The sequence below is a fragment of the Exiguobacterium qingdaonense genome (assembly GCF_018617855.1).
GTDB classification, from domain to species: domain Bacteria; phylum Bacillota; class Bacilli; order Exiguobacteriales; family Exiguobacteriaceae; genus Exiguobacterium; species Exiguobacterium qingdaonense.
Map to the genome: position 1 here is coordinate 132267 of NZ_JACSKY010000004.1, position 21978 is coordinate 154244.

20 protein-coding genes and 1 riboswitch are annotated in these 21978 nt (G+C 47.4%); of the genes, 6 read left to right on the top strand and 14 right to left on the bottom strand.

The features are described 5' to 3' along the window. Positions 1-18: 18 nt before the first annotated feature. Positions 19-2088, bottom strand: coding sequence for an alpha-amylase family protein (locus KNP00_RS07005; protein WP_215143554.1), 2070 nt, complete (start codon positions 2086-2088; stop codon positions 19-21). A 151-nt stretch (positions 2089-2239) separates the two neighbouring features. Here KNP00_RS07005 and KNP00_RS07010 point away from each other — a divergent pair, with 151 nt between their 5' ends. Next, positions 2240-2875 (top strand): hypothetical protein, encoded by a 636-nt coding sequence (locus KNP00_RS07010; RefSeq protein WP_215143555.1) that lies wholly within the window; start codon positions 2240-2242, stop codon positions 2873-2875. 18 nt (positions 2876-2893) lie between these two features. Here the strand turns inward: KNP00_RS07010 and KNP00_RS07015 are convergent, their stop codons facing one another. Both KNP00_RS07015 and KNP00_RS07020 read right to left on the bottom strand, forming a co-directional pair. Beyond that, positions 2894-4936 carry a heavy metal translocating P-type ATPase gene (locus KNP00_RS07015; protein ID WP_215143556.1) on the bottom strand — a complete coding sequence of 681 codons (2043 nt, stop codon included), beginning with the start codon at positions 4934-4936 and terminating at the stop codon, positions 2894-2896. Between the two features lie 108 nt (positions 4937-5044). Continuing rightward, positions 5045-5407 carry an ArsR/SmtB family transcription factor gene (locus KNP00_RS07020; RefSeq protein ID WP_215143557.1) on the bottom strand — a complete coding sequence of 121 codons (363 nt, stop codon included), beginning with the start codon at positions 5405-5407 and terminating at the stop codon, positions 5045-5047. A 150-nt stretch (positions 5408-5557) separates the two neighbouring features. Between KNP00_RS07020 and yhfH the strand changes: the two genes are divergently transcribed. Continuing rightward, positions 5558-5716 carry a protein YhfH gene (gene yhfH / locus KNP00_RS07025; protein WP_215143558.1) on the top strand — a complete coding sequence of 53 codons (159 nt, stop codon included), beginning with the start codon at positions 5558-5560 and terminating at the stop codon, positions 5714-5716. Between the two features lie 38 nt (positions 5717-5754). Here the strand turns inward: yhfH and KNP00_RS07030 are convergent, their stop codons facing one another. The 3 genes from KNP00_RS07030 to KNP00_RS07040 form a co-directional block, all read right to left on the bottom strand. Next, positions 5755-6096 carry a fluoride efflux transporter FluC gene (locus tag KNP00_RS07030; protein WP_215143560.1) on the bottom strand — a complete coding sequence of 114 codons (342 nt, stop codon included), beginning with the start codon at positions 6094-6096 and terminating at the stop codon, positions 5755-5757. After that, positions 6093-6485 carry a fluoride efflux transporter CrcB gene (gene crcB, locus KNP00_RS07035; RefSeq protein WP_215143562.1) on the bottom strand — a complete coding sequence of 131 codons (393 nt, stop codon included), beginning with the start codon at positions 6483-6485 and terminating at the stop codon, positions 6093-6095. Before crcB ends, KNP00_RS07030 begins: the two co-directional genes overlap by 4 nt. A gap of 78 nt (positions 6486-6563) precedes the next feature. After that, positions 6564-7766, bottom strand: coding sequence for an ornithine--oxo-acid transaminase (locus KNP00_RS07040; RefSeq protein ID WP_215143564.1), 1203 nt, complete (start codon positions 7764-7766; stop codon positions 6564-6566). A 155-nt stretch (positions 7767-7921) separates the two neighbouring features. Between KNP00_RS07040 and KNP00_RS07045 the strand changes: the two genes are divergently transcribed. Further along, the gene (locus KNP00_RS07045) at positions 7922-9976 is read left to right on the top strand and encodes an EAL domain-containing protein (RefSeq protein WP_215143566.1); all 2055 of its coding nucleotides are present in this window, start codon (positions 7922-7924) and stop codon (positions 9974-9976) included. Between the two features lie 16 nt (positions 9977-9992). Here KNP00_RS07045 and KNP00_RS07050 read toward each other — a convergent pair whose 3' ends face one another. Then, positions 9993-11396, bottom strand: a complete 1404-nt coding sequence (locus KNP00_RS07050) for a basic amino acid/polyamine antiporter (RefSeq protein WP_215143568.1) — start codon at positions 11394-11396, stop codon at positions 9993-9995. Between the two features lie 223 nt (positions 11397-11619). Between KNP00_RS07050 and KNP00_RS07055 the strand changes: the two genes are divergently transcribed. Further along, positions 11620-13245 carry a peptide ABC transporter substrate-binding protein gene (locus tag KNP00_RS07055; protein ID WP_215143570.1) on the top strand — a complete coding sequence of 542 codons (1626 nt, stop codon included), beginning with the start codon at positions 11620-11622 and terminating at the stop codon, positions 13243-13245. A gap of 116 nt (positions 13246-13361) precedes the next feature. Here the strand turns inward: KNP00_RS07055 and KNP00_RS07060 are convergent, their stop codons facing one another. The 3 genes from KNP00_RS07060 to ade form a co-directional block, all read right to left on the bottom strand. Beyond that, positions 13362-14954, bottom strand: a complete 1593-nt coding sequence (locus tag KNP00_RS07060) for a Na+/H+ antiporter NhaC family protein (protein WP_215143572.1) — start codon at positions 14952-14954, stop codon at positions 13362-13364. Between the two features lie 112 nt (positions 14955-15066). After that, a riboswitch (Lysine riboswitch) is annotated at positions 15067-15242 on the bottom strand. Between the two features lie 57 nt (positions 15243-15299). Next, positions 15300-15584 carry a hypothetical protein gene (locus tag KNP00_RS07065; RefSeq protein WP_215143574.1) on the bottom strand — a complete coding sequence of 95 codons (285 nt, stop codon included), beginning with the start codon at positions 15582-15584 and terminating at the stop codon, positions 15300-15302. Positions 15585-15703: 119 nt separating this feature from the next. Next, positions 15704-17413: an adenine deaminase gene (ade, locus tag KNP00_RS07070; protein ID WP_215143576.1), complete on the bottom strand. Its 1710-nt coding sequence runs from the start codon at positions 17411-17413 to the stop codon at positions 15704-15706. 119 nt (positions 17414-17532) lie between these two features. On the opposite strand from ade, the gene KNP00_RS07075 reads away from it, so the two are divergent. Both KNP00_RS07075 and KNP00_RS07080 read left to right on the top strand, forming a co-directional pair. After that, a complete protein-coding gene (locus KNP00_RS07075; protein WP_215143578.1) occupies positions 17533-18069 on the top strand; it encodes a gamma carbonic anhydrase family protein in 537 nt (178 codons plus the stop codon). A gap of 109 nt (positions 18070-18178) precedes the next feature. Further along, positions 18179-18364, top strand: a complete 186-nt coding sequence (locus tag KNP00_RS07080; RefSeq protein ID WP_215143580.1) for a hypothetical protein — start codon at positions 18179-18181, stop codon at positions 18362-18364. A gap of 147 nt (positions 18365-18511) precedes the next feature. Here the strand turns inward: KNP00_RS07080 and KNP00_RS07085 are convergent, their stop codons facing one another. The 4 genes from KNP00_RS07085 to alr all read right to left on the bottom strand — a co-directional run bounded on the left by KNP00_RS07085 (position 18512) and on the right by alr (position 21972). Further along, positions 18512-18799, bottom strand: coding sequence for a hypothetical protein (locus KNP00_RS07085; protein WP_074037802.1), 288 nt, complete (start codon positions 18797-18799; stop codon positions 18512-18514). A gap of 174 nt (positions 18800-18973) precedes the next feature. Further along, positions 18974-19528 (bottom strand): nitroreductase family protein, encoded by a 555-nt coding sequence (locus tag KNP00_RS07090; protein WP_240542763.1) that lies wholly within the window; start codon positions 19526-19528, stop codon positions 18974-18976. 93 nt (positions 19529-19621) lie between these two features. Beyond that, positions 19622-20914 (bottom strand): diaminopimelate decarboxylase, encoded by a 1293-nt coding sequence (gene lysA / locus KNP00_RS07095; RefSeq protein ID WP_215143584.1) that lies wholly within the window; start codon positions 20912-20914, stop codon positions 19622-19624. Further along, positions 20884-21972 (bottom strand): alanine racemase, encoded by a 1089-nt coding sequence (gene alr / locus KNP00_RS07100; RefSeq protein WP_215143586.1) that lies wholly within the window; start codon positions 21970-21972, stop codon positions 20884-20886. Before alr ends, lysA begins: the two co-directional genes overlap by 31 nt. Between the last annotated feature and the right edge of the window lie 6 nt (positions 21973-21978).

Below are 21978 nucleotides of genomic sequence, written 5' to 3' on the forward strand. Positions count from 1 at the left end.
TTCGGTCCAAGGCGTCTTTCATTTCATCTCATATACTTTGACTTCACCAGGTTTCAGGTCGACCACGAGATTCCAGTTGTCATCAAACGAGTGCTCGGCGTATGGCCACGAGTTTGGTGAATACACCATCTCGGCGAATCGGCTCGCGTTCCAGTTTCGGCGTCTCACCCCATCAAGGGAAACGACCCCTCGCAATGACTCCATCATGTTCGTGTTTGCCACGACGAGTAACGTATCATTCGTTTCCGGACGTAACCAGGCGAAACCGACGAACGGTGCGAACGGTTCATTTAAGATGAGTGGCTCAAAATGATTCGGGTCAACAAGTACATCTAACCATCGCCGCCGTATTTCAGCCACTTGATGCATCACTTCAATCATCTCATCCCTCTCCGGATGATCCCAATGGAACTGATATGCATCAAAGAAGGCGAGCTTGCCGAAATATGGATCCGTCGGGAAGAGCTGATACGCTTCGTCCGGACGACAGTCGAGTCCAGTGTTCATCGGCTGTGTCTCATACAGTTCGAGCCCTGAGTTCGTCATCGGTACGCCGTTCGGCATAAATCCGTTCAGCACCGTCAGCAATCGGCTCGCTTGTCGCCCACCTTCCCGCGTAGCGAGACGACGGGTGTCAGCTGTCTCCCCTGAAGCAAATACAGGAAGAGGTAAAAAGCGTGAGTCATATAAAAATTGATGGGTTTCATGCGTCTGGAATCGCGGTTCTTTATAGAACCCGTATCCGATAATCATGTTATAACCGGCATCTTTGGCCGCCCAAGCACCTGCCTCAATCAACTCTTCGGCAATGAAGCTGAAGTTCGGGTCAATTGAACGTGGTTGTTCCAAAATTCGTTGTGCCAAATCGACGGGAAGGGCATGCCCCATGTCAATACGTGCTCCATCAATACCAAATTCACGCTGATAGTGCGGGATGATATCGGCGAGCATCTCCCAAAGTGGTTCATTGATTTCATTTCCTCGGAATTGATTGGATTTAATTGAATCAAATAAAATATAAGGTGCAACGTTTGCATCATTGACATAAGGTGCCGCTGCAAGTGGGTGGTCTAAGAAGAGTCTAAAGTATGTCACGTCCGACCATGGAGGCTGCGGGTCGTTGATACAGTCTGAAAAAGCAGGCGCGGTTGTCAATCCGAACTCCCGTTCAATCATTGCCAATACGTTTTCTTCCGGTCGTTCCAACAAAACTTCACGGAGACGATTCCATTTCTCGGCATCAATCAAATTCGGTGACATCGAGAAACGTCGTAAATGTTGCCACACATCCTCTGAATTGTACACCATCGGCAAGAAGGCAAGTTCTGGTTTAACGTTTTCTCCGATTCCGGGCACATGTGGCGGATGATAATGGTCGACCTCTGTCAATGGAATCCAATAAAACCATTCCGGGTTTTCAAGGATGAGACGGTTATCTCGAGCACACGTACGAGGGATGACATCGATGACAACACGGATCCCTACCATGTGACAGGCTTCTACAAATGCGGCAAACTCTTGTTCGACCGTCATCGCGTCTCCAGTCAATGTTTCCTTCAACTCTTCGTCGATTGCAAAGAAGTCCTGAACGGCATAGGGCGAGCCGAACTCCCCTTTTTTATTCTTGTGACTGTGTTGAGAAATCGGTAAGAGAAACAATGTATCAATCCCCATGTAGAGAAGGTGTGGGATGAGCGCGAGCGTCTTTACGAAAGTACCCGTGTCTTTCATCCCTAACGAATTTTCCATCTCAACGTAGCCAGACCCATCGTGGTCCCAAGAGGTCGATGTCCGAACTTGCATCGAATAGACAGATGCCCGTTTGATCCAATCACCGCCCGTTTGCAAGTGTCCATCTGCAAGCGCGATGGATGTACGGTAATCTCGGTTTTTTGTCGCATATGGAAAAATCGTTTTTTCAATCGTTTCTAACAAAAAATCATATGGATTGACACGCTCGACCCCATCCCGAACCGATTCGGACGTGAAACGCATTCGATTCCATAGGCTCGGAATCTCATAAGTAAGATTTGTACGCTTGTCTTGTAAAACTTGGTACAGTTTGTGTAACGATGAGTTGTCTGACATATTGACTCTCCTTATGCATCTAATTGTCCTCTCTAGTAAAGAGACACTACATTAACTGATTATACATTTCCCCGTTTTTTCCTTTTTTAAAAAAATATTTTCTGTCGTTTGTTACGAAATCATGTACGATGTAGGAGAGAGGAGGGGCACAATGTCACAACGAAAGTGGATTTTATTATGGATTAGCCTATCCGTTTTATCGATCTTAATCATCGGTGTTTTTATTTTCCAATTACAAGAAACGAATGAGCGTCTAGAAATCATACAAGGAGAGCAACTCGACTCTTACGAAGCAATCGAGAATATCATGTACTATAACGTCGAACGAGCCAACGCGATTCGCGGATTACTCGCCTACGATGATCGACATTTTTTAGAAATGTACTATAGCTTGTCTCAACAATCCAGTGAGCTGAAACAGTCCGTCATCACCGAACCGAGCACACCAAGTTCCGTCCTCGACCTACTTGAACGGGACGCCATCTGGGAGAAGGAAGCCGACCGCGTACTTGTCATCTATGAAGAAGGCGACCTAGCAAAAGCGACCAACGTCGCAGAGACGATGACCGAACAACGGCAGACCATTCTTGAAGATTTACGCTCCCTCAAACAAATGCAATATAAAGATGTCCATAAAGAGTTGACTGCCGTAGAGAACCAAATGTCCGTCTTGACTCAAGCTCTCTTCACCATCACTTTTTTGCTTCTCGCCATCATTGTCATTTTGATTTTTTTATTGGCGCGAATCAAAAGCGATCCCATCAAAAAAGAAGTGTCTCAGACTTGAATCTGAAACACTTCTTTCTCATGAAGTCATCCGAAGCAACCTCGTCGCATTCGCAATGGCGAGAAGGGCCACACCTACATCCGCGAAGACTGCTTCCCACATGGTGGCAATACCGAACAAACCTAATAGTAAGACAAGTGCTTTCGTCCCAAAAGCAAAGAGGATGTTTTGCCAGACAATCCGTTTCGTCTGTTTCCCGAGTTCGATGGCCCGGACCACATCCGTCGGGGCGTCGTGCATCAAGACAACGTCCGCTGCCGTGACAGCCGAATCGCTTCCGACTCCCCCCATGACAAGACCGACATTTGCCCGTGCCAAAGCTGCCGCATCATTCATCCCATCCCCCACAAAAGCGACTTTTTGAGAGATGGTCATCCGTTCAATGGCTTCCACTTTCTCATGTGGAAGCAGTTCTCCTCGCACTTCGTCCAAGCCGAGTTGCTCACCAATTTTTGTCGCGACTTGACGACGGTCCCCGGATAGCATCACCGTCCGAATTCCGGAGCCCTTCAGCGCGTCAATAGCAGTGATTGCATCAGACTTCACCGTGTCCATCAATTCGATTCGACCAAGCCAAGAGTCATTCTTCATCACGTGGACGCTCGTACCGACCGATGAATCCTCAATCGTTAAACCTAACTTTCTCATATAACGCGCACTCCCGACATATATATGGTCATCTTGATCGTGCGCATAGAGACCATATCCAGGCTCCTCTTGAATCGAGTCGAAAGCTATTACCTCACCGACTCGATCAACGATGGCGATTGCAAGTGGGTGGTTGGATGCCAACTCGACACGGGCAGCAAGATGTAATAGCTGTTCGGCACTAATCCCTTCTGTCGTCATTACATCCGTCACTTCAAATCGTCCCGTCGTCAACGTTCCTGTTTTATCGAAGACAATCGTATCTACTTCCGTTAACGTGTCTAAATACTCGCCACCTTTTACGAGAATTCCTCGCTTAGAACCCGCGCCAATCCCACCAAAATAACCTAATGGAATCGAGATGACGAGTGCACACGGACAACTAATGACGAGAAAGATCAATGCCCGATAAACCCACTCTTCTAAATCCCCTACGAACAATGGAGGAACGAATGCGACGATTGTGGCTAAAACCACGACGACGGGCGTATACACTTTTGCCAATCGTGTAATCATCTGTTCTGTTTTCGCTTTCTTTCCGTTCGCCTCTTCTACGAGGGCAATCATCTTTTGTAAGCTTGATTCGGCAGCAAGCCTTGTCGTTTGAACGATGAGTCTTCCTTCCATATTGACCATCCCTGCTAACACGTCTTCACCCGCACTTACTTGTCTAGGAATTGACTCACCTGTTAACGATGCGGTATCAAGGGAGCTCGCACCGCTCACCACAGTACCGTCCATCGGGACAAGTTCACCTGAACGAATGACGAGATGCGACCCGATTGACACTTCTTCTGGCGAGCGTTCGACTTCGTCGCCGTCTTCTAGCACACGTGCGCGGGTAGGCTTCATATTCAACAAGGACTGAATCGATCTTCGGGAAGCGCGTACCGCCCGGCCTTGAACGTATTCTCCGAGTTGATAAAAAAGCATCACTGCTACTGCTTCCGGATACTCAGAAATGGCGAATGCCCCGATTGTCGCAATCGTCATCAAAAATTTTTCGTCAAACCATTCCCGATGCCATATATTTCTTACGGCGCCGTATATGACGTCGTACCCGGCAACCCCGTATGCCACGACAAAACCTGCAATTGAATCCGTCCAAAGGGCAATCGAAAACATGAGTGCGGCCGCCAAAAATCTCCAAAGCGTCACGTCACGTCCTTCAGTTTGGTCGCCATCTCGTTTATCAAACTTCGCCCCCGGCTCGACACGCCTCATCGTTTGTTCAATCGATTCAAGCATCGTCTCTCGGTTCGAGGAGCTCTCCCACTCAATAATCATTCGGCTCGTCGTAAAATCAACCCGGCAAGAAGACACTTCTTCCCGCATGGTGACCTCTCGTTCAATTTTAGCCGCACAGTTCGCACATGTAATTCCAGATACGGGTATCGTTTCTCGTGCCGTCATCATCATCCCCCTAATCATTCAAACGTGTATTTGAATATATCGTATCGTGATTATTGGTGGATGACAATAGGTAAAATGACCGACCCTTCACGGGGTCGGTCATTGACATCAAACATCTTTTTGCTCTTCACTATGCGTCAAAGCGATTTCAACAAGCTGTCGTACGTGGTCGTCATCTAATGAGTAATATACGACTTTTCCATCCTTTCGATATTTCACCAATCCTTGTTCGAGTAACGTTCGCAAATGATGGGATGCGGTCGCGTTCGAATGGCCGATGACAGCTGCGACATCACACACACACAGCTCGTTTTCGAGTGTCAACACGTAAAGTACTTTCAAGCGGGTCGGATCCGCGAACGCCTTAAACAACCGACTGACACGCGGAGCATCCAACTCCGCTAGAGCGGTTTGTAACTTCGGGACATCCTCTGATTGAATTCCAATCGTTTCGCACTGTGGCACTTTCATTAAATTCACCTCGTTCATTAATATATTCAGTGTAGCAAAAATTCAACACTATATCTGTTATATATCTAGTTGACTTTTTAAACACTGTTATAATACAATCATTACAACAACTAACTCGTTGCACTATCACTCGAAGGAGGTATACTTCATATGAACGAATGGGCGAGCCGACTCGAATCATCTGTCGAGTTTTATCAAAAGTTACCGGACAAAACATGTCCGGAATGTGGAGAACATATGGACGAACAGTGCGAATCATACGAAACAATATGCGCTTCTTGTACGGAGAAGCTCCAACTAGCAGAATAAACAACGCCCACCCCTTCAATCGAAGGGGTGGGCGTTGTTTATATGGACCATCCGATATAGGCTGCGATCAACCCGAATAGATAGGTCGACACCAAATAGAGACCAAAGCGAATCCGATCGTTCATCGCAAGTCGCACCAACTCTAAGTTTATCGTCGAGAATGTCGTGAATGAACCAAAGAATCCGACTCCTATAAAGAGAATGATCGTTTGATGGGTCGTATGTGCATATAAATAGCCGAGACCAAACGCACCTAATACGTTGACGAATAATGTTGCAAAAGGAAAAGATGAGTCAGACCACTGTTTCATAACTTGACTAATGGCGAAACGACATATCGCACCGATAAAGGCACCGGCCGCAATCCAAACGAACGTCACCCGACCTCACCACCTTTTCTCTGTCTCGTGCCGACTCGATAACCGACCCACGAACTTAATAACCCAAACGTGATGCTAAGGAAGACATATAGAATGGCAAGCCATATTCGCCCTTCCTCTAGCAATTGAATCGTTTCAACGCTAAACGTAGAGAAAGTGGTGAAAGATCCGATCATCCCGGTCCCGACGACCGTGACGAGTTGAGGAGATGGTTTGCCCGTTTGCAGGAACTTGTGCGTCAACCACCCGAGTATAAAACTACCGATGAGATTGATGAGCAGTGTCGAGACCGGAAACGCGCTCGTACCGACCGAATCAACCATCAACCCAAGACCGTAGCGCGCCAAGGCACCGATCGCCCCTCCTAATCCGACGTATATGTATAGCATTCAATCCCTCCTCATGAAAAAGACACCCGCAACGCAGGTGTCGATTCATCTAAGGCTATTATATCAAGCCGGTGTACATTACGAAATAGCTGCTGGAGCCAGTACGGCCTCAATCGCTTCAAACGCTTGGTCGAGTTCTTCTTTTGTGATGACGAGCGGTGGCGCCAATCGAATCACTGTCTCGTGCGTTTCTTTGCAGAGAAGTCCCCGCTCTTTAAGCGCCTCGCAGTATGGACGGGCCGACTCCGTCAATTCAATACCGATAAAGAGGCCACGTCCACGGACATCATGAATCATCGGGTTGTCAATCGACTTCAATCGATCCATGAAATACGTTCCTAACTCCAACGAACGCTCTGGAAGATTTTCTTCTTCCAACACTTCAAGCGCTGCGACAGAGACAGCCGATGCAAGTGGATTTCCTCCAAACGTCGAACCGTGTGATCCAGGGTTGAAGACGGATAATACGTCTTTATCAGCGGCAACACACGAGATCGGGAATACCCCACCCCCAAGTGCCTTCCCGAGAATATACATATCCGGCGTGACATCCTCCCACTCGATGGCAAACCATTTTCCTGAACGCCCAAGCCCTGACTGAATTTCATCTGCGACGAAAAGGACGTTGTGTTCTTTACAGAGCTCTGACGCCCGTTTTAAATACCCTTTTGGCGGGATGATAATCCCGGCCTCACCTTGAATCGGTTCAACGATGAATGCGGCCGTATTCTCTGTGATCGCTGCCTCGAACGCGTCGATATCACCGTATGGCACGACTTTGAACCCTGGCAACAACGGTCCGAATCCACGCTGATATTCCGCTTCTGTCGACATCGACACAGCAGCCATCGTCCGTCCATGGAAGTTTCCTGAGCAGACGATGATTTCAGCTTGTCCAGGAATGCCCTTCACGTCATATGCCCAGCGGCGAGCCGTCTTCACCGCCGTCTCGACAGCCTCAGCCCCCGTGTTCATCGGCAATATCATCTGTTTTTTTGTAAGCGTTACCACTTTGTCGTAAAAACGTCCGAGCTGATCGTTATAAAAGGCACGTGACGTCAGCGTGATTTTATCTGCTTGGTCTTTCAATGCTTGAATAATTTTCGGATGACAGTGTCCCTGGTTGACAGCAGAATATGCACTCAACATATCCATATACCGATTCCCCTCAGGATCGGTCACCCAAATCCCTTTCGCCTCTGAAATAACAATCGGTAGTGGATGATAGTTGTGCGCCCCGAACTTCTCTGTCATCTCAATCACATCATGTGTCTTTGACATATTGTTTCCCCCTTATTCAAAACTATCTTACACTTTCAGTATATGATGCTCCTGTTTCGTTTGACAATGATGAACTTGAGCATTCCATGAATTGGCAATATAAGGTACACTGTCAGTAGAAAATGCATTCAGCATGACAGATTGGAGGAAATGATGTGGCTTCATTGCGTGATTTGTCAGTAGATCAGTTCATCGATGCTTTATCAGTTCCATGTTGTTATATTGCTCAAGATGGTACGGTTTTATTATGGAATGGACATGCCGAAGTTTTATTCGGCTGGGAACGTGAAGAAGTTCTCCGTCAACCGCTACCGGTTGTCAGACAGCTTGACCATGCACTCGACACATGGAAACCGCTCCTCCTACAATATCCCTTCTCGACGACGGCGATGACACCGTTTCAACATAAAGACGGTTCTGTCATTTATGCGACCGCATACTTGCAATCCTTTTCACTTGAAGGAATAAATGGCTATTTTCTTGCCTTTCTCCCGAAAGGGTTTGGACCACTCATTAGCACGGAGCAATTCAATTTGTTACATCATTTTCAAGAGATGATCAAACAGTCCACCCATTACGTCGCGACGAATGTGAAAGGCGAGCTGATCGACATCAATCCCTCGTTATGCGACTTGCTCGATACAACGGAACAACAACTGATCGGACGTGACTGGTTTGATTTCATTCATGAATCGGGTGACCAAGCTAGCATTTCGCAAGATGTCTCAACCGCTTTGGCAACGAAACATATTTGGAACGGTGAGATACCTGTATCGTGCAAATCGAACGAGCAGGAACCATGCTGGCTCAACTTGACCGTCGTGCCGATCGTGAGCGAGACGAATGAGGTGATTCAGTACACCGCATTCGGATTTGATGTGTCAGAAAAAAAACGTCTTGAAAAAGAAGTCCAGTTCCTTGCCTATCAAAACGAGTTGACTGGCCTCTACAATAAAAAAGGATTTTTACGACGATATGATTCGATTCTAAAGCAAACCGACGCACGTGACGGGCTCCTTCACATCGCCTTGTTTGATATCGACCGTTTCAAAATTATTAACGAATCATTCGGGTCTCGCGTCGGCAATGAACTCCTCAAACAAATCAAAGAGCGTGCCCTGCACCTCATTCCGGACAACGCTTTGATGTTCCATCCGATGGGTGGACTGTTCGGTGTCATGTTTTTTGAAGAATCAAAAGAAGAGGTGTTCCAAGTGTTGCGGCACTTGCAACACGAGCTGCAACGACCGTTCCGAATCTACCATCACTCGATCATGGTATCGATCTCGGTCGGATGCGTGTTTTATCCGTCCTCCACAAGCTCGCTCGAAGAGCTATATACACGTGCTGAAAGTGCCCTCTTCAAAGGAAAGCAGATTGGAGTCGGTACGATTCAATTTGTGACAAAGGATATGGATATCGCCTTCTCGAGACAGATTCATATTGAGAAGGCATTGTATCGGGCACTCGAAGAAAAACATTTTTACCTTGAGTATCAACCAAAATATGACCTCGCCACCGATTGCCTAATTGGGTTTGAGGCGTTGCTTCGTTGGCATCATGACGAGCTGGGACAAATTCCACCATCAGAATTTATTCCTCTCGCAGAAGAGATGGCACTCATCGTCCCAATCAATAACTGGGTGATTTTAGAGGCGGCGAAACAACTGAAGACGTGGAAAACAGAGTTCAACCAACCGCTCTCAATGGCAATTAACATTTCGCCAAACCAGTTCCGAAGCGATAGCTTTTTGAATACGTTGCGGAATATAAAGCAACAACTCCAACTCGACCCGACAGATATCATCTTAGAAATCACGGAGAGTCTCGTCATGCAACAAACCGACGAAATCATCGAACGAATGGAACAGATCAAACGCTTGAACTATCGACTGTCGATTGACGATTTCGGAACCGGCTTCTCTTCTTTACAATATTTGAAGTCATTCCCCGTCGATGAACTCAAGATCGACAAAGTCTTTCTCGATGATTGGATGACGTCCAAATCCCATTTGCTCGATGTCATCGTCCACCTCGGGAAAAGCTTAAATCTTCACGTGGTCGCTGAAGGGGTCGAAGACGAATCCATGCTTCAGCATTTAAAATCAACGAACTGTGATTCCTTCCAAGGATATTTATATGCGAGACCCACTTCCCCACTCGAGATTGAACGATTGCTTCGTTCTTCAAAAAACTCACCGAACGCTTGAAGCGACGGTGAGTTTTTTATAGTGTAATTGCGGCTGTCCAAAGACCATATATACCATACGTTGCACTTAGAAGAATGATGAGGGCAATCGCTGACTGTGTACGGGTCAAAAACAGCTTTCCTTGTTCCCGCTCCGCCATAAGAAAGACGAAGATGCCCGGTGCATATAGAATCATCGCGATCAAAATATAATCTAATCCCGATGCGTATAGCAACCAGGCGGCATACAACGAAGCAATTCCCGAGACAGTCATCATCTGTAACGACATTCTCCGTTTCGCCTCAATCCATCCGTATAATGCCGAGAACAAATACGGAACGAGTGCCGCAATACCAGCGATACTTGAAAGTACGAGATATGTCTGCTCAGAGAACAGGGCGATGCCGGTAACGATTTGAGTGAACAGTTGTGTGACAAACAAGGCGTTCACCGGTGTTTCGTTTGAGTTCAATCGGTTGAACATGTTTGGAAATACGCCGTCTCGGCTAGCGACATAAGAAATTTCCGTAGCTAAAATCGTCCAACCGAGCAAGGCACCCGTCAGCGATACGAGTAGACCAACGTTAATCAACATTGCACCGACCGGACCGACGACAGCCTCTAATACGTATGCCATCGACGGCTCAGGCAGAGCCGCAAGTTGCTCTTGTGTCATGACACCAAACGAGAAAATCGAAATCATCATGTAAATCAATAACGTGCCGATCAGCCCAATCACCGTCGCCCGACCCACATCTTTCTTATGACGAGCGCGAGACGATAAGACGACGGCGCCTTCGATGCCTACAAACGCCCAAAGCGTCACGAGCATCGTTGATTTCACTTGAGGGAACACATCTGCCCATACAAATCCTGACTCTCCCCAAAAATCAATTTGGAACGTATCGAATTGAAATGCGAAGAGAATGAAAGCGATAAACAAAAAGAGTGGCACGAGCTTCGCAATCGTTGTGACGAGGTTCAAGAGCGCAGCCTCACGCATACCACGCGAAATGAGCCAAAATAGCCCCCAAATGAGTATCGTACTCATGAGCAGGCGGAACATGCGATGTTCGGCTGAAAAAATCGGAAAAAAGTAAGCCAATGTGCTAAAGATTAAGGTGATATTCGCCACCGTGCCAATCCAAGCTGACATCCAGTATCCCCAGCCACTGTTGAACCCGACAAATTTCCCGAACCCTTCTCTGGCATAGGCATAAATCCCACCTTCCAACTCAGGACGTGTGTTCGCTAAAAACTGAAAGACGAAGGCGAGCATAATCATCCCAACCCCTGTAATTCCCCACCCAATCAAAACAGGACCAACACCTGCCCCTTGCGCCATCGCACCAGGAAGATTGAAGGCACCTCCACCAATCATAGTTCCAACGACCATTGCCGCGAGACCGAAAAAACCGATACCGGTTAAATTTTGTTTCAAGTTAACGCCTCCACATTCCCTATACCTTTGCGAATAACTATACAGAAATACCGTATAATCATTCGTCGATTTTTCTATTCTACTTCTAGAAAGGATTGATGAATAGTCATTCTTAATAAGTCTATATTTTCGAATAATTTGAAAAATTCCATTGCATATTCATCTCATCTGTAGTTTAATTACAACATATTCTAAATTATCAGAATTTTCGGGAGGTTGAACAATGCGTAACAAAAAATGGCTAGCTTTATCGGGGGTCGCATTACTTGCGACAGCAGCTTGTAGCACAGGGGATGACTCATCGAACTCAGAAGGTTCATCTTCGGGCGATTCGAAAAAAGAAATCACAATGGTGTCGGCGACGGACTTGCCACAGCTCGACCCAACGTTGACAACGGACTCGACTTCGATCATCGTGACAAACAACGTTTTCGAGGGACTGTACCGTTTAGACGAGAACAATCAACCGACACCAGGAATTGCCGAGGATGTCGACGTATCAGAGGATGGACTTACATACACGTTCACGTTACGTGACGCCAACTGGTCAGACGGGTCACCGATTACGGCCGAAGACTTCGTTTACTCTTGGAAACGTGCGCTCAATCCGGAAACAGGTGCTGAATATGCATACATTCTTCAAGATTTAAAAAATGCGAATAAAATTCTTGCTGGTGAAGCATCTCTTGACGAGCTCGGTGCAAAAGCGATTGACGATCAAACACTTGAAGTGCAGTTAGAAGCACCAGCCCCTTATTTCTTAGGTTTGACCGGTTTTCCGACATATATGCCACAAAAACAGCAATTCGTTGAAGAACAAGGTGATAAATTTGCGATGTCTGTCGACCAAACGCTCTACAACGGTCCTTACGTCTTGAGCGAATGGCAAGATAACGCCGGTTGGGTTTATACAAAAAACCCGGAATATTGGGATGCAGAAAACGTGAAGATGGATACCATCAACGTCAAAGTCGTCAAAGACGTATCAACAGGCGTCAACTTATTCGAGTCAGGCGAATCAGACTATACCCTTCTCTCATCTGAGTTCGTCCCGCAATTTGAAAATAGCGATGAGTTTAAGACGCGTGCCGATGCCCGTATCAACTTCCTCCGCTTCAACCAGAAGAACGAGGCTCTCCAAAACGTCAACATTCGTGAAGCGCTAGCAAAAGGGTTTGATAAGCAAAGTGTGACAGACGTCATCTTGACAGACGGTTCACAGCCAGCAAACTTTATCGTGGCCAAAGACTTCACGTTCACAGAAGACGGTGCTGACTTCCGGGAGAAACATCCGGACCTTCTCAACTATAACGTAGACGAGGCAAAAGCGGCTTGGGACAAAGGACTCGAAGAACTAGGCGTTGAAACGATTGAACTTGAGTTCCTTTCACGTGACGAGGAAGCGTTCAAAAAAGTCAACGAGTTCATTAAAGGGGAGCTTGAGAAGAACTTGCCTGGATTGACGCTCAACATCAAGCAACAACCGTTCAAAAACTTCCTTGACCTCGAAGGAAAAGGCGAATATGATGTCTCTGCAGCCGGTTGGGGTCCTGACTACCAAGATCCAATGACATATCTCGACATGTGGATCACAGACGGACCATTCAACCGTATGGAGTACTCCAATGAAGAATACGACCAGCTAGTCCAATCAGCGAAAAAAGAAGCGGACCAAATGAAACGTTGGGAGACGATGCAAGAAGCCGAGCGCATCCTCCTCGAAGAGGACTTTGCCATCGCTCCAATCTATCAAAAAGGTGAAGCATACCTAGAGCGTTCAAGTATTGAGAACATGTATCGTCACCCGTTCGGTGCTGATGCAAGCTTCAAATGGCTTGATGTGAAATAATTGAAGAAACCCCGATGCGCATTGCATCGGGGTTTTGTGCGGACGCCATCATTTCAGTTGCACTTGCATCGTTAATAAAAAAAGTGACTCCCTTAAATCGGAAGTCACTTTAGCGATTATGCTTCACGCTTTGCTCGTAGTTCAGCTGGCACTTCACCACGTTTTGAAATCAACTGAGCGATACCGACCAACACAACGAATGAAATCAAGGCTGAGAAGAAGCCGATCCAAATCGATGCCGTCATCCCGAGTACCAAGTACCCGATCGCCGAAACAACTGCTGCGAGAATCGCATAAGGCAACTGTGTCAACACATGATCGATATGATGCGAGCCCGCTCCAGTCGAACTGAGAATCGTCGTGTCTGAAATCGGTGAGCAGTGGTCTCCGAACACCGCACCAGCCAGTACAGCTGCAAGGGATGCGAGGAGTAGCTCTGGCTCAACTGCCATGACCAAATCGGCACCGATTGGAAGCATCAATCCGAACGTTCCCCAACTCGTTCCCGTCGAGAACGCCATAAGTCCCGCAATCAAGAAGAGGAGAAACGGCAAGTACGAAGCTGCGATCGTGTCTGTCACGAACCCTGCCAAATAATCACCAGTCTTCATATCACTAATCACCGCAATGATTGTCCAAGCAAACAAGAGGATGAGCACTGCCGGCCACATCGCGCGGACGCCTTCCCATGCCGCTTTCCCATAGGCACGTCCCGGAATGTTACGCCCGATGAGAAGTAAGAACGCTACAATCAAGCTAATGACGACACCTGAGACGAGTGAACGTGTCACGTCTGTCGACTCGAACGCCCCAAGCAATGTAAAGCTCTGTCCGTCAGCAGCGAGTGCTTGACCACCCGTGTAAAGCATCGCAGTCACCGTCGCGAGAATCAACGTGATAATCGGAACGATCAAGTCGCGGACTTTCCCACCTTCATGCTCGTGTATGTCTTCGCTCATTCCCATAGGTGCACCTTTTGACGAATCATACAACTCGCCTCGGATGGCACGGAGTTCATGCGTACGCATCGGCCCGACCGCGAGACCTGTAAAAGCAACGTAACCTGTCAACATGAGTGCGAAGATTGCGTAAAAGTTCATCGGGATGATTTGAATAAACGCAGAGAATGATGAGTAGCTATCAATTGAATATTTAGTCAAAATTCCAGCGATGATGGCGATAATGTACGCACCCCAACTAGAAAGTGGGCTGATGACACAAACAGGTGCTGCTGTCGAGTCAATCGTATATGCGAGTTTCGCACGTGAAATATTTTTACGGTCTGTGAGCGGACGACTGATGTTCCCGACCGCCAAACTGTTGAAGTAGTCATCGATAAAGATTAGAATACCGAGTCCAAACGAAACGAGACGTGCACCACGTGCTGATTTGACGTTCGTTGCAGCCCATTCACCGAATGCACGTGCACCACCTGATGTTTGAATGATTGACGATAAAATGCCGAGTAAGAGCAAGAACGCAATCAACAAGACGTTCCATTCATTGATTGCTCCGTCCGACCAGAATAAGGCGATGACATTCGACCATAAGTATTGGGTCGAATCAATCAGATCGAAATCATGCAAGAGAAGCACCCCTGCGATAATTCCGACACCTAGTGAAGGGATGACCTTTCTCGTCGTGATTGCCATAATGATTGCGAGTAATGCCGGTACGAGTGAAAGTACCGAAGTTGAATAATCTACCATACTGAATTCCTCCTTTTTGATTAGGATGAGGCCCCCCTATGCTTAAAAAAACGCAAAGCGAGGGCATCGGCAACAAAGCCGACACCCTCGCTGGATGTTCCGTCTTTCTTAGCCGACTTGGAGCGCTCCATACGCATAATATGTATGGCAGTCTGACAGGTGTTTCCCGTCAGCCCAGCACAACCCCACGGACATGGTGTTGCACTTCGGCGATCCTGCCTTTTTGTAGTCCTCATCGTTGTCATCCTCCGACTACTTACTCATCAGCATCGCACCTCTACCTCATCGATAGCACGAATATTCATTTAAAGTTACGTCTAAATTATCACAGGTTGATATCACATATCAATAGTTTTTTTCATCACGAATAATTCGTTTCAAGACAGCGAGTGCTTCTTGGTCATTCGTTTCTACCGCTTTAAAGAAGTCGTTGAAGAAGTGATACAACACGAATCGGTCGGCGTGAGACTTCGTCTGTTCTTTAATCGTAGAGAAAATCAGTCGTCTTAAACGACGCTTCGTATGAGTCTCTTCTGGTAGTTCTTCGCATCGGTCCTTGAAAGCACGATATACAGAATTGATCAATTCCTCATGTTCATCATACGACCGATTAAAAGCAACTTGTTCCATCTGTAATATCCCCCCTTTCAATAGTTGACCCGATGAAACTTGACGTAACTATACCAACTTCATGTCACGCATTCAATCGTTATCGACCGTTCTTAACAAAAATCATACGTTAGACCGAGTCACGCGTTGACGAATGAGAACGTGGTCACATCGAACAAGCCCATATCGGTCAATTTCAAATCAGGAATGACTGGCAAAGCAAGGAAGGACATCGTCAAATACGGGTTAAAATGACGGTGTGCACCGACAACGTCGAGCGCGTCATTCAACTGTTCTAAAATCTCCGCCACTTCACGATAAGGACGTTTCGTCATGAGCCCTCCGATTTCAAGCGGTAGCACAGCGAGCACTTCCCCTTCCGATACGGCAACGACCCCTCCGCCTACCTTCTCAAGCGTTCTCGCCGCAAGTAACATATCTTCCGGGCTGACTCCAGCGATGACCAAGTTGTGGCTGTCATGAGCCACGGTAGCCGCGAGCGCACCTCGCTTCAAGCCGAATCCCGTCACAGGGGCAAGTGCCATATGCCCTGTTCCGTGATGACGCTCGATGACGGCCAGCGTGGCGATATCCTGTGATAAATCTGCGCCTGATGCATCTGGTTGGAACGTGAGACGTTGTCGTTTCGTCAATAAACTGTTCGGAAGCACTTGAATGACATCGACTTCCTCTTCGCTCGGGGCGAGTCGGAACGAATCAGCTGTCAACTCAGGTAACGCGAGCTCACCTTTCATCGGTTTAGGAACGTCCATCCCTTCAGATCCAAACGTGGCATTTCCCTTTTCCGCGACGAGTGTACCGTTGACATACACTTGTTCGATTTTCACCGATTCGACGTCTGACAAGATAACGAAGTTCGCCTTCTTCCCGGGTGCAATCGCTCCAACCTCTTTCAATCCGTAGGCCTCTGCGGCATGTAGACTTGCGATGGCATAGGCCGTTTCTCGTTTGACGCCTTGCTTGATGGCGGTACGGATGTTGTAGTCGATCCCACCTTCCGCAACGAGGTCATCCAAGTGCTTATCGTCCGTACAGAAGAGAAAACGATGGGCATTGCTCTCTGTGACAGCCAGGCTGACCTTCTCCACGTTTCGGGCAACCGACCCTTCACGAATTTGCACATAGAACCCACGTCGTACCCGCTCGATTGCTTCCTCCGCAGTCGTACATTCATGGTCCGTCATGATTCCTGCAACGCGATAGACGTTCAGTTGGTCTGGACCGAGTCCCGATGCGTGTCCATCGACCATTTTACCCGCTTGTTCCGTCTGCGCGATCTTTTGAAGCATGTCTTCACTTCCTGCCTCAACCGATGGATAGTCCATGACTTCGCCTAGTCCATGCACTCCTGGGTCACCCAAAAACGGTGCCAAATCTTCGGCATATAGTTTGGCTCCGGCATGTTCGAATGGAGTCGCCGGTACGCAGCTCGGTAGCATCATCCGTACATCGAGCGGTAGTCCCTTCGCATCGGCTAACATATATTCGATACCGAGCGCTCCGTTCACGTTCGCAATCTCATGCGGGTCGGCAATCACGGTCGTCACACCGAGCGGCAGAACGGCTTTGGCAAACTCATGCGGCGGTACCATCGATGATTCGATATGCACATGTGAATCGATGAAAGATGGTGCGAGCGTCCACGTCGGGTCATGATACTCAATCTCCCCATCGTACCCTTCCCCAATTGCCACGATATACCCTGCATCGATGGCGACGTCTGTACGAATCGTCTCACGACTGTACACGTCAATCACTGCGACGTCTTTAAAGACGACGGCCGCTTTCTTTTTCTTTGCGGCGATGTCAATCAAATGTTGTTTCTCCATCTCTCGATCTCCTTATTCAACGTATTTTAACTATCTTACCAAGAATATTCTTTTCGTTGCAATTTCTTTTTCAAGTTGTGCGACAATGATAACATATTCATTTGAAAGGGGTTACAACAATGCAATACAAATTAGGAGAATTGACACCAAAAGTCGATTCAACGGCCTATCTCGCGCCGGGATCACATGTCATTGGTGATGTGACAATCGGAGCCCACTCGGGGGTATGGTTCAATACTGTCATTCGAGGAGATGAAGGACCGATTCGAATCGGTTCCCACGTGAACATTCAGGATGGTTCGATGATTCATCAATACGAAGGCTCACCGACAGTCATCCATGACCGGGTCTCCATCGGGCATATGGCGATGATTCACGGTTGCGAAATCGAAGAGGACTGTCTAATCGGCATGCACGCCACCGTACTCGATGGGGCGAAAATCGGAAAAGGATCGTTCGTGGCCGCCGGTGCGCTCGTCACACCGAACATGCAAATACCAGAAGGTGTGATGGTCATGGGCGTCCCAGCAAAAGTCGTCCGCTCGCTAAACGACGATGACCGTTTTATCATGGAAAGAACGGTCAGGAAGTATGCCAAACGCGCTGAGCAATATAAACAATCATGCGTCCCACTCCGTGAAACGCATAGTTTGTGAAAGCGTTTACAAGATTCATAAAATGTTAACGTTTCTCTCGAATTTTCTTCATAGTTCCTTTGTATACTAAAGTTGTAGCCAAGCTGACGTATTGAAAGGAGCCCACTCTATGTATCCAAATCATGATCGACTCATGCTAGATCTATACGCCTCCTCCATCGACCCAAGTTACGGACTCCATATTGATGATTCATTTGATGACACGTTACACGGTACACATCGAGAAGTTTGGGAACGTATGCATTTGGATAATAATAGAGAAGAAGATATTAAAAACGGAGGAACGACTAAATGATTCCAACAAATGTGATTCAAGACTGGCTCGCAACAAAAATTAAAAAATGAACCATATAGCAAAAGCTCAAGCAAAGACTGAACCGGTCCCTACTTGAGCTTTTTTATCGGCTCTATTCATTATATTTATATAAGATTCTTATTAGTCTTAGTAATAAAAAGTCTTTTTAGGTTTCAATTTAAGATTTTCGACTACCTTTGCCTTAGCGATCCCTTTTTTAAACTTCACATGATTGAGCCAATCGACAATTGCATATGCATCGTAATTCGGACAATCTTTTTCTCCATTTTCATACGCCCAATATTTTTTATTCTTTTCATCATCAAAGATCCAGTCAAAAAACTCGTTTTGTGTTTTGTGAATTTTTCTCCCTACTTTAGAAGAACAGGAGATGTACTGAATATAGTTATCTCCAAAATCAAATTTTATAATCATAAGAAGAGCTCCTCCTTTTAGCAATCTTGATTTATAGCATTGGTTACATTGGTGCTTTTTTGTATAACGTCAGCATCCGTTCAAGGTCAAAGAACAAGCCATTAACGACGATGATGTTTCAAGTAATCATAATGTTATTCAGTTAGCTAGACTTTCTACATGAGTGAACATCGTTCATTCAAAAATGGTAAGGTGTGCATCAATCGGTTGTCGCGCTTTCGGTGCAGGGATATCTTCTGTGTCATATTTCCCGATTTGCAGAAGACCGATAAACGTCTCGCCCTCCGCCCCAATCATTTCCTTCAACCGTGCATCATCGAACAGTCCACCCGTCCGCCAGACCATCCCGATCTCACGTTCACTTAAGAGCAGCTGAACATTTTGAATGAATGTCGCCGTCGCGAGCAATGCGTCACGATTCCCTTTGTCCGTCTCAAAATGTTTTGCCGTCACATACATACAGGCCGCCGCATTTAAGATTCGTCCCGTCACTTTTTCGCGTTGCCCCTCTGACGCCTCCGAGAAGGCTGGTTCGAGCGCATCGAGTAACACTTGCTTCCCGTCTCCATTGAACACATACACGTTCCATGGCTCGACTTTATTGTGAAATGGTGCATGATGTGCCGATTGCAATACTTCATAGAGCACTTTCGTATCGATTGGTTCTTCTTTGAACATACGGACCGTACGTCTTTCTTCAATTAACTTTTGTGCTGCTGTCTTTGTCATGACCGTCACTTCCCCTTTTTTTCTCTTCTCTATCATAATTGAAAAACGTTCTCATTTCAAAATCAAAAAAAGACTACAGATTGCTCTGCAGTCTTACGTCGATTGTCCAATGACTTCACACGCCACCAAGTCTTCAAACGTTTGGCGACGGACGACAAGGCGGTGATTCCCGTCTTTGACGAAAACGACCGCCGGACGAAGCATTTGGTTATAGTTGCTCGCCATCGAGAAATTGTATGCTCCTGTCGCTTTGACAAGTAATAAGTCACCTGGTGTGACAGGAGGGATCAACGAGCGGTTCGAGATGATGTCTCCCGACTCACAGCACGCTCCGACTATTTTTGCCTCGAGCGTCTTCTCTTCATTCATCCGTGTCGCTGCCACAACCTCATACTCTGCGTCATACAGTGCCGGACGGATATTGTCCGTCATCCCGCCATCGACAGACACGAATGTACGAACGCCGCTCACTTCTTTGACGGTCCCCACCTCATACAGCGTGGCACCCGCATTGGCGACGAGCCAACGTCCTGGCTCAATCCCGATTTTCGGAAGTGGCAATTCACGTGCCTCGACCTCTTCGACCAACGTCTCCATCACTTGCTCCATCGTCTGGGCAAAATCGAGATATTCGTCTTCATCCAAGTAAGCGACGCCGAATCCCCCACCGATGTTCAAGACGTCCGTCGTATAGCCGGTTTCCTGACGAATCGTATCCATAAAGCGCACCATCGTCTTCACCGTGTTGATGAAGAGGGTCGGATCTTGAATTTGAGAACCGACGTGACAGTGAATCCCCTTCAACTGTAAGTGCTCGGCTTCTAACGTCGCACGAACAGCATCCAAATATGTGTCGTCGTGCGTCGGGAAACCGAATTTTGTATCAACCCCGCCTGTTTGAATCGCCGTATGGGCGCCCCCGATGACTTGGGGCACGATTCGGAGTAGCACATCGACCATGCAATTGTGTTCAGCCGCGAGCCCTGACAAGAGACTGATTTCCCGCATGTTATCGATTGTAAAATGCGTGATCCCATTCTCTAGCGCGAACGAGATATCTTGAATCGTCTTGTTTGATCCGTGGACATGAATACGCTCCGCCGGTACACCGGCATGCAGTGCCACGTACATCTCACCGCGTGAAACAACGTCGACACTCAGTCCCGCTGACACCACTTTATCGTAAACGGCCGCAATCGATAACGCTTTTGACGCATATAACGCATACGTGTTCGGATATTTGTCGAGAAACGCCTCCTGCACGATCCCGAGGCGGCGCTCTAGTTCCGACTCACTCATCATATATAAGGGTGTCCCGTACGTCGCTTGAAGTTCACGGACGGACACGCCTTCGATCAAACATTCTGATTGATTGCTGGTGTACATACAATTCCTCCTTCAAAACGATGGGGGACACGCCACGAACGGGCGCATAGCTGTTCTGAATTATTGGCATAGCCAATCCGTGTCACGTCATCGATTTTTGTCTCTACTCCATATAGCGCAACGCGGTCGCCGATTTGTACGTCATCGTCGACTTTGATGAAGCTATGGCTCATAAAGATATTGCTGACGAACGGATAAGCTTCGCCCTCAATATGGACGGGTAAATGACGCCTCGCCCGCATCAATCCGTCACCGTATCCGACGGGTAAGACGGCGATTCGTTCATTTGTTTCCGCGGTATATCCCGTCCCATATCCGACATACGCTCCCGCCTCGATATGATGGACGGCGACGACTTCCGTTTCCCAGTAAAAAGCAGGCACGAGCCATGCCACTGGTTCAACCGATGAATAGCCGTATAAGAAAATACCGACCCGCACATGTGTGCAATGATGCAAGCGCGGATCGTCTTGAAGCGTGGCCGCACTGTTCGCCGCATGGATCAGTTCGAAAGCGTGACGCTCCATCAATCGCGTCGACCAATCGGCGAAACGTTCGACTTGAACGCTATGTTCGATTTCCGCATTGTCTGCATCCGCAAGCGGGAAATGTGTACATAATCCGACGAGGTTCAATCCTTCATCCTGACAGAAGGCAACGATTTGTAGCGCTTCTTCGAACGTTTTGGCACCGAAACGATTCATGCCGACGTCCAATTTCAAGTGAAGGCGAACGCCATCGAGATGCTCTCGCTGCGAGACGAGCCATTCATATGACCCGATGGCGACGTCGAGTTCATGATCATGTACGTGCTGCCACGTATATACCGGATTCATGACGAGGACACGAGCTGATTCGGCATACGTTCGCACTTCAATCGCTTCCTCTAATGTAGTCACCATGAAGTGACGGACCCCTTCATCATACAAAGTCGTCACAACTGGCTCCATCCCTAAGTTATAGGCATTGTTTTTCACGACCGCAAACACGGGACGACCTAGCGCCTCGACCCGTCGTTTGTTTTCGCGAATCGCATTCAAGTCGATGGTGACTCCCATATTAAA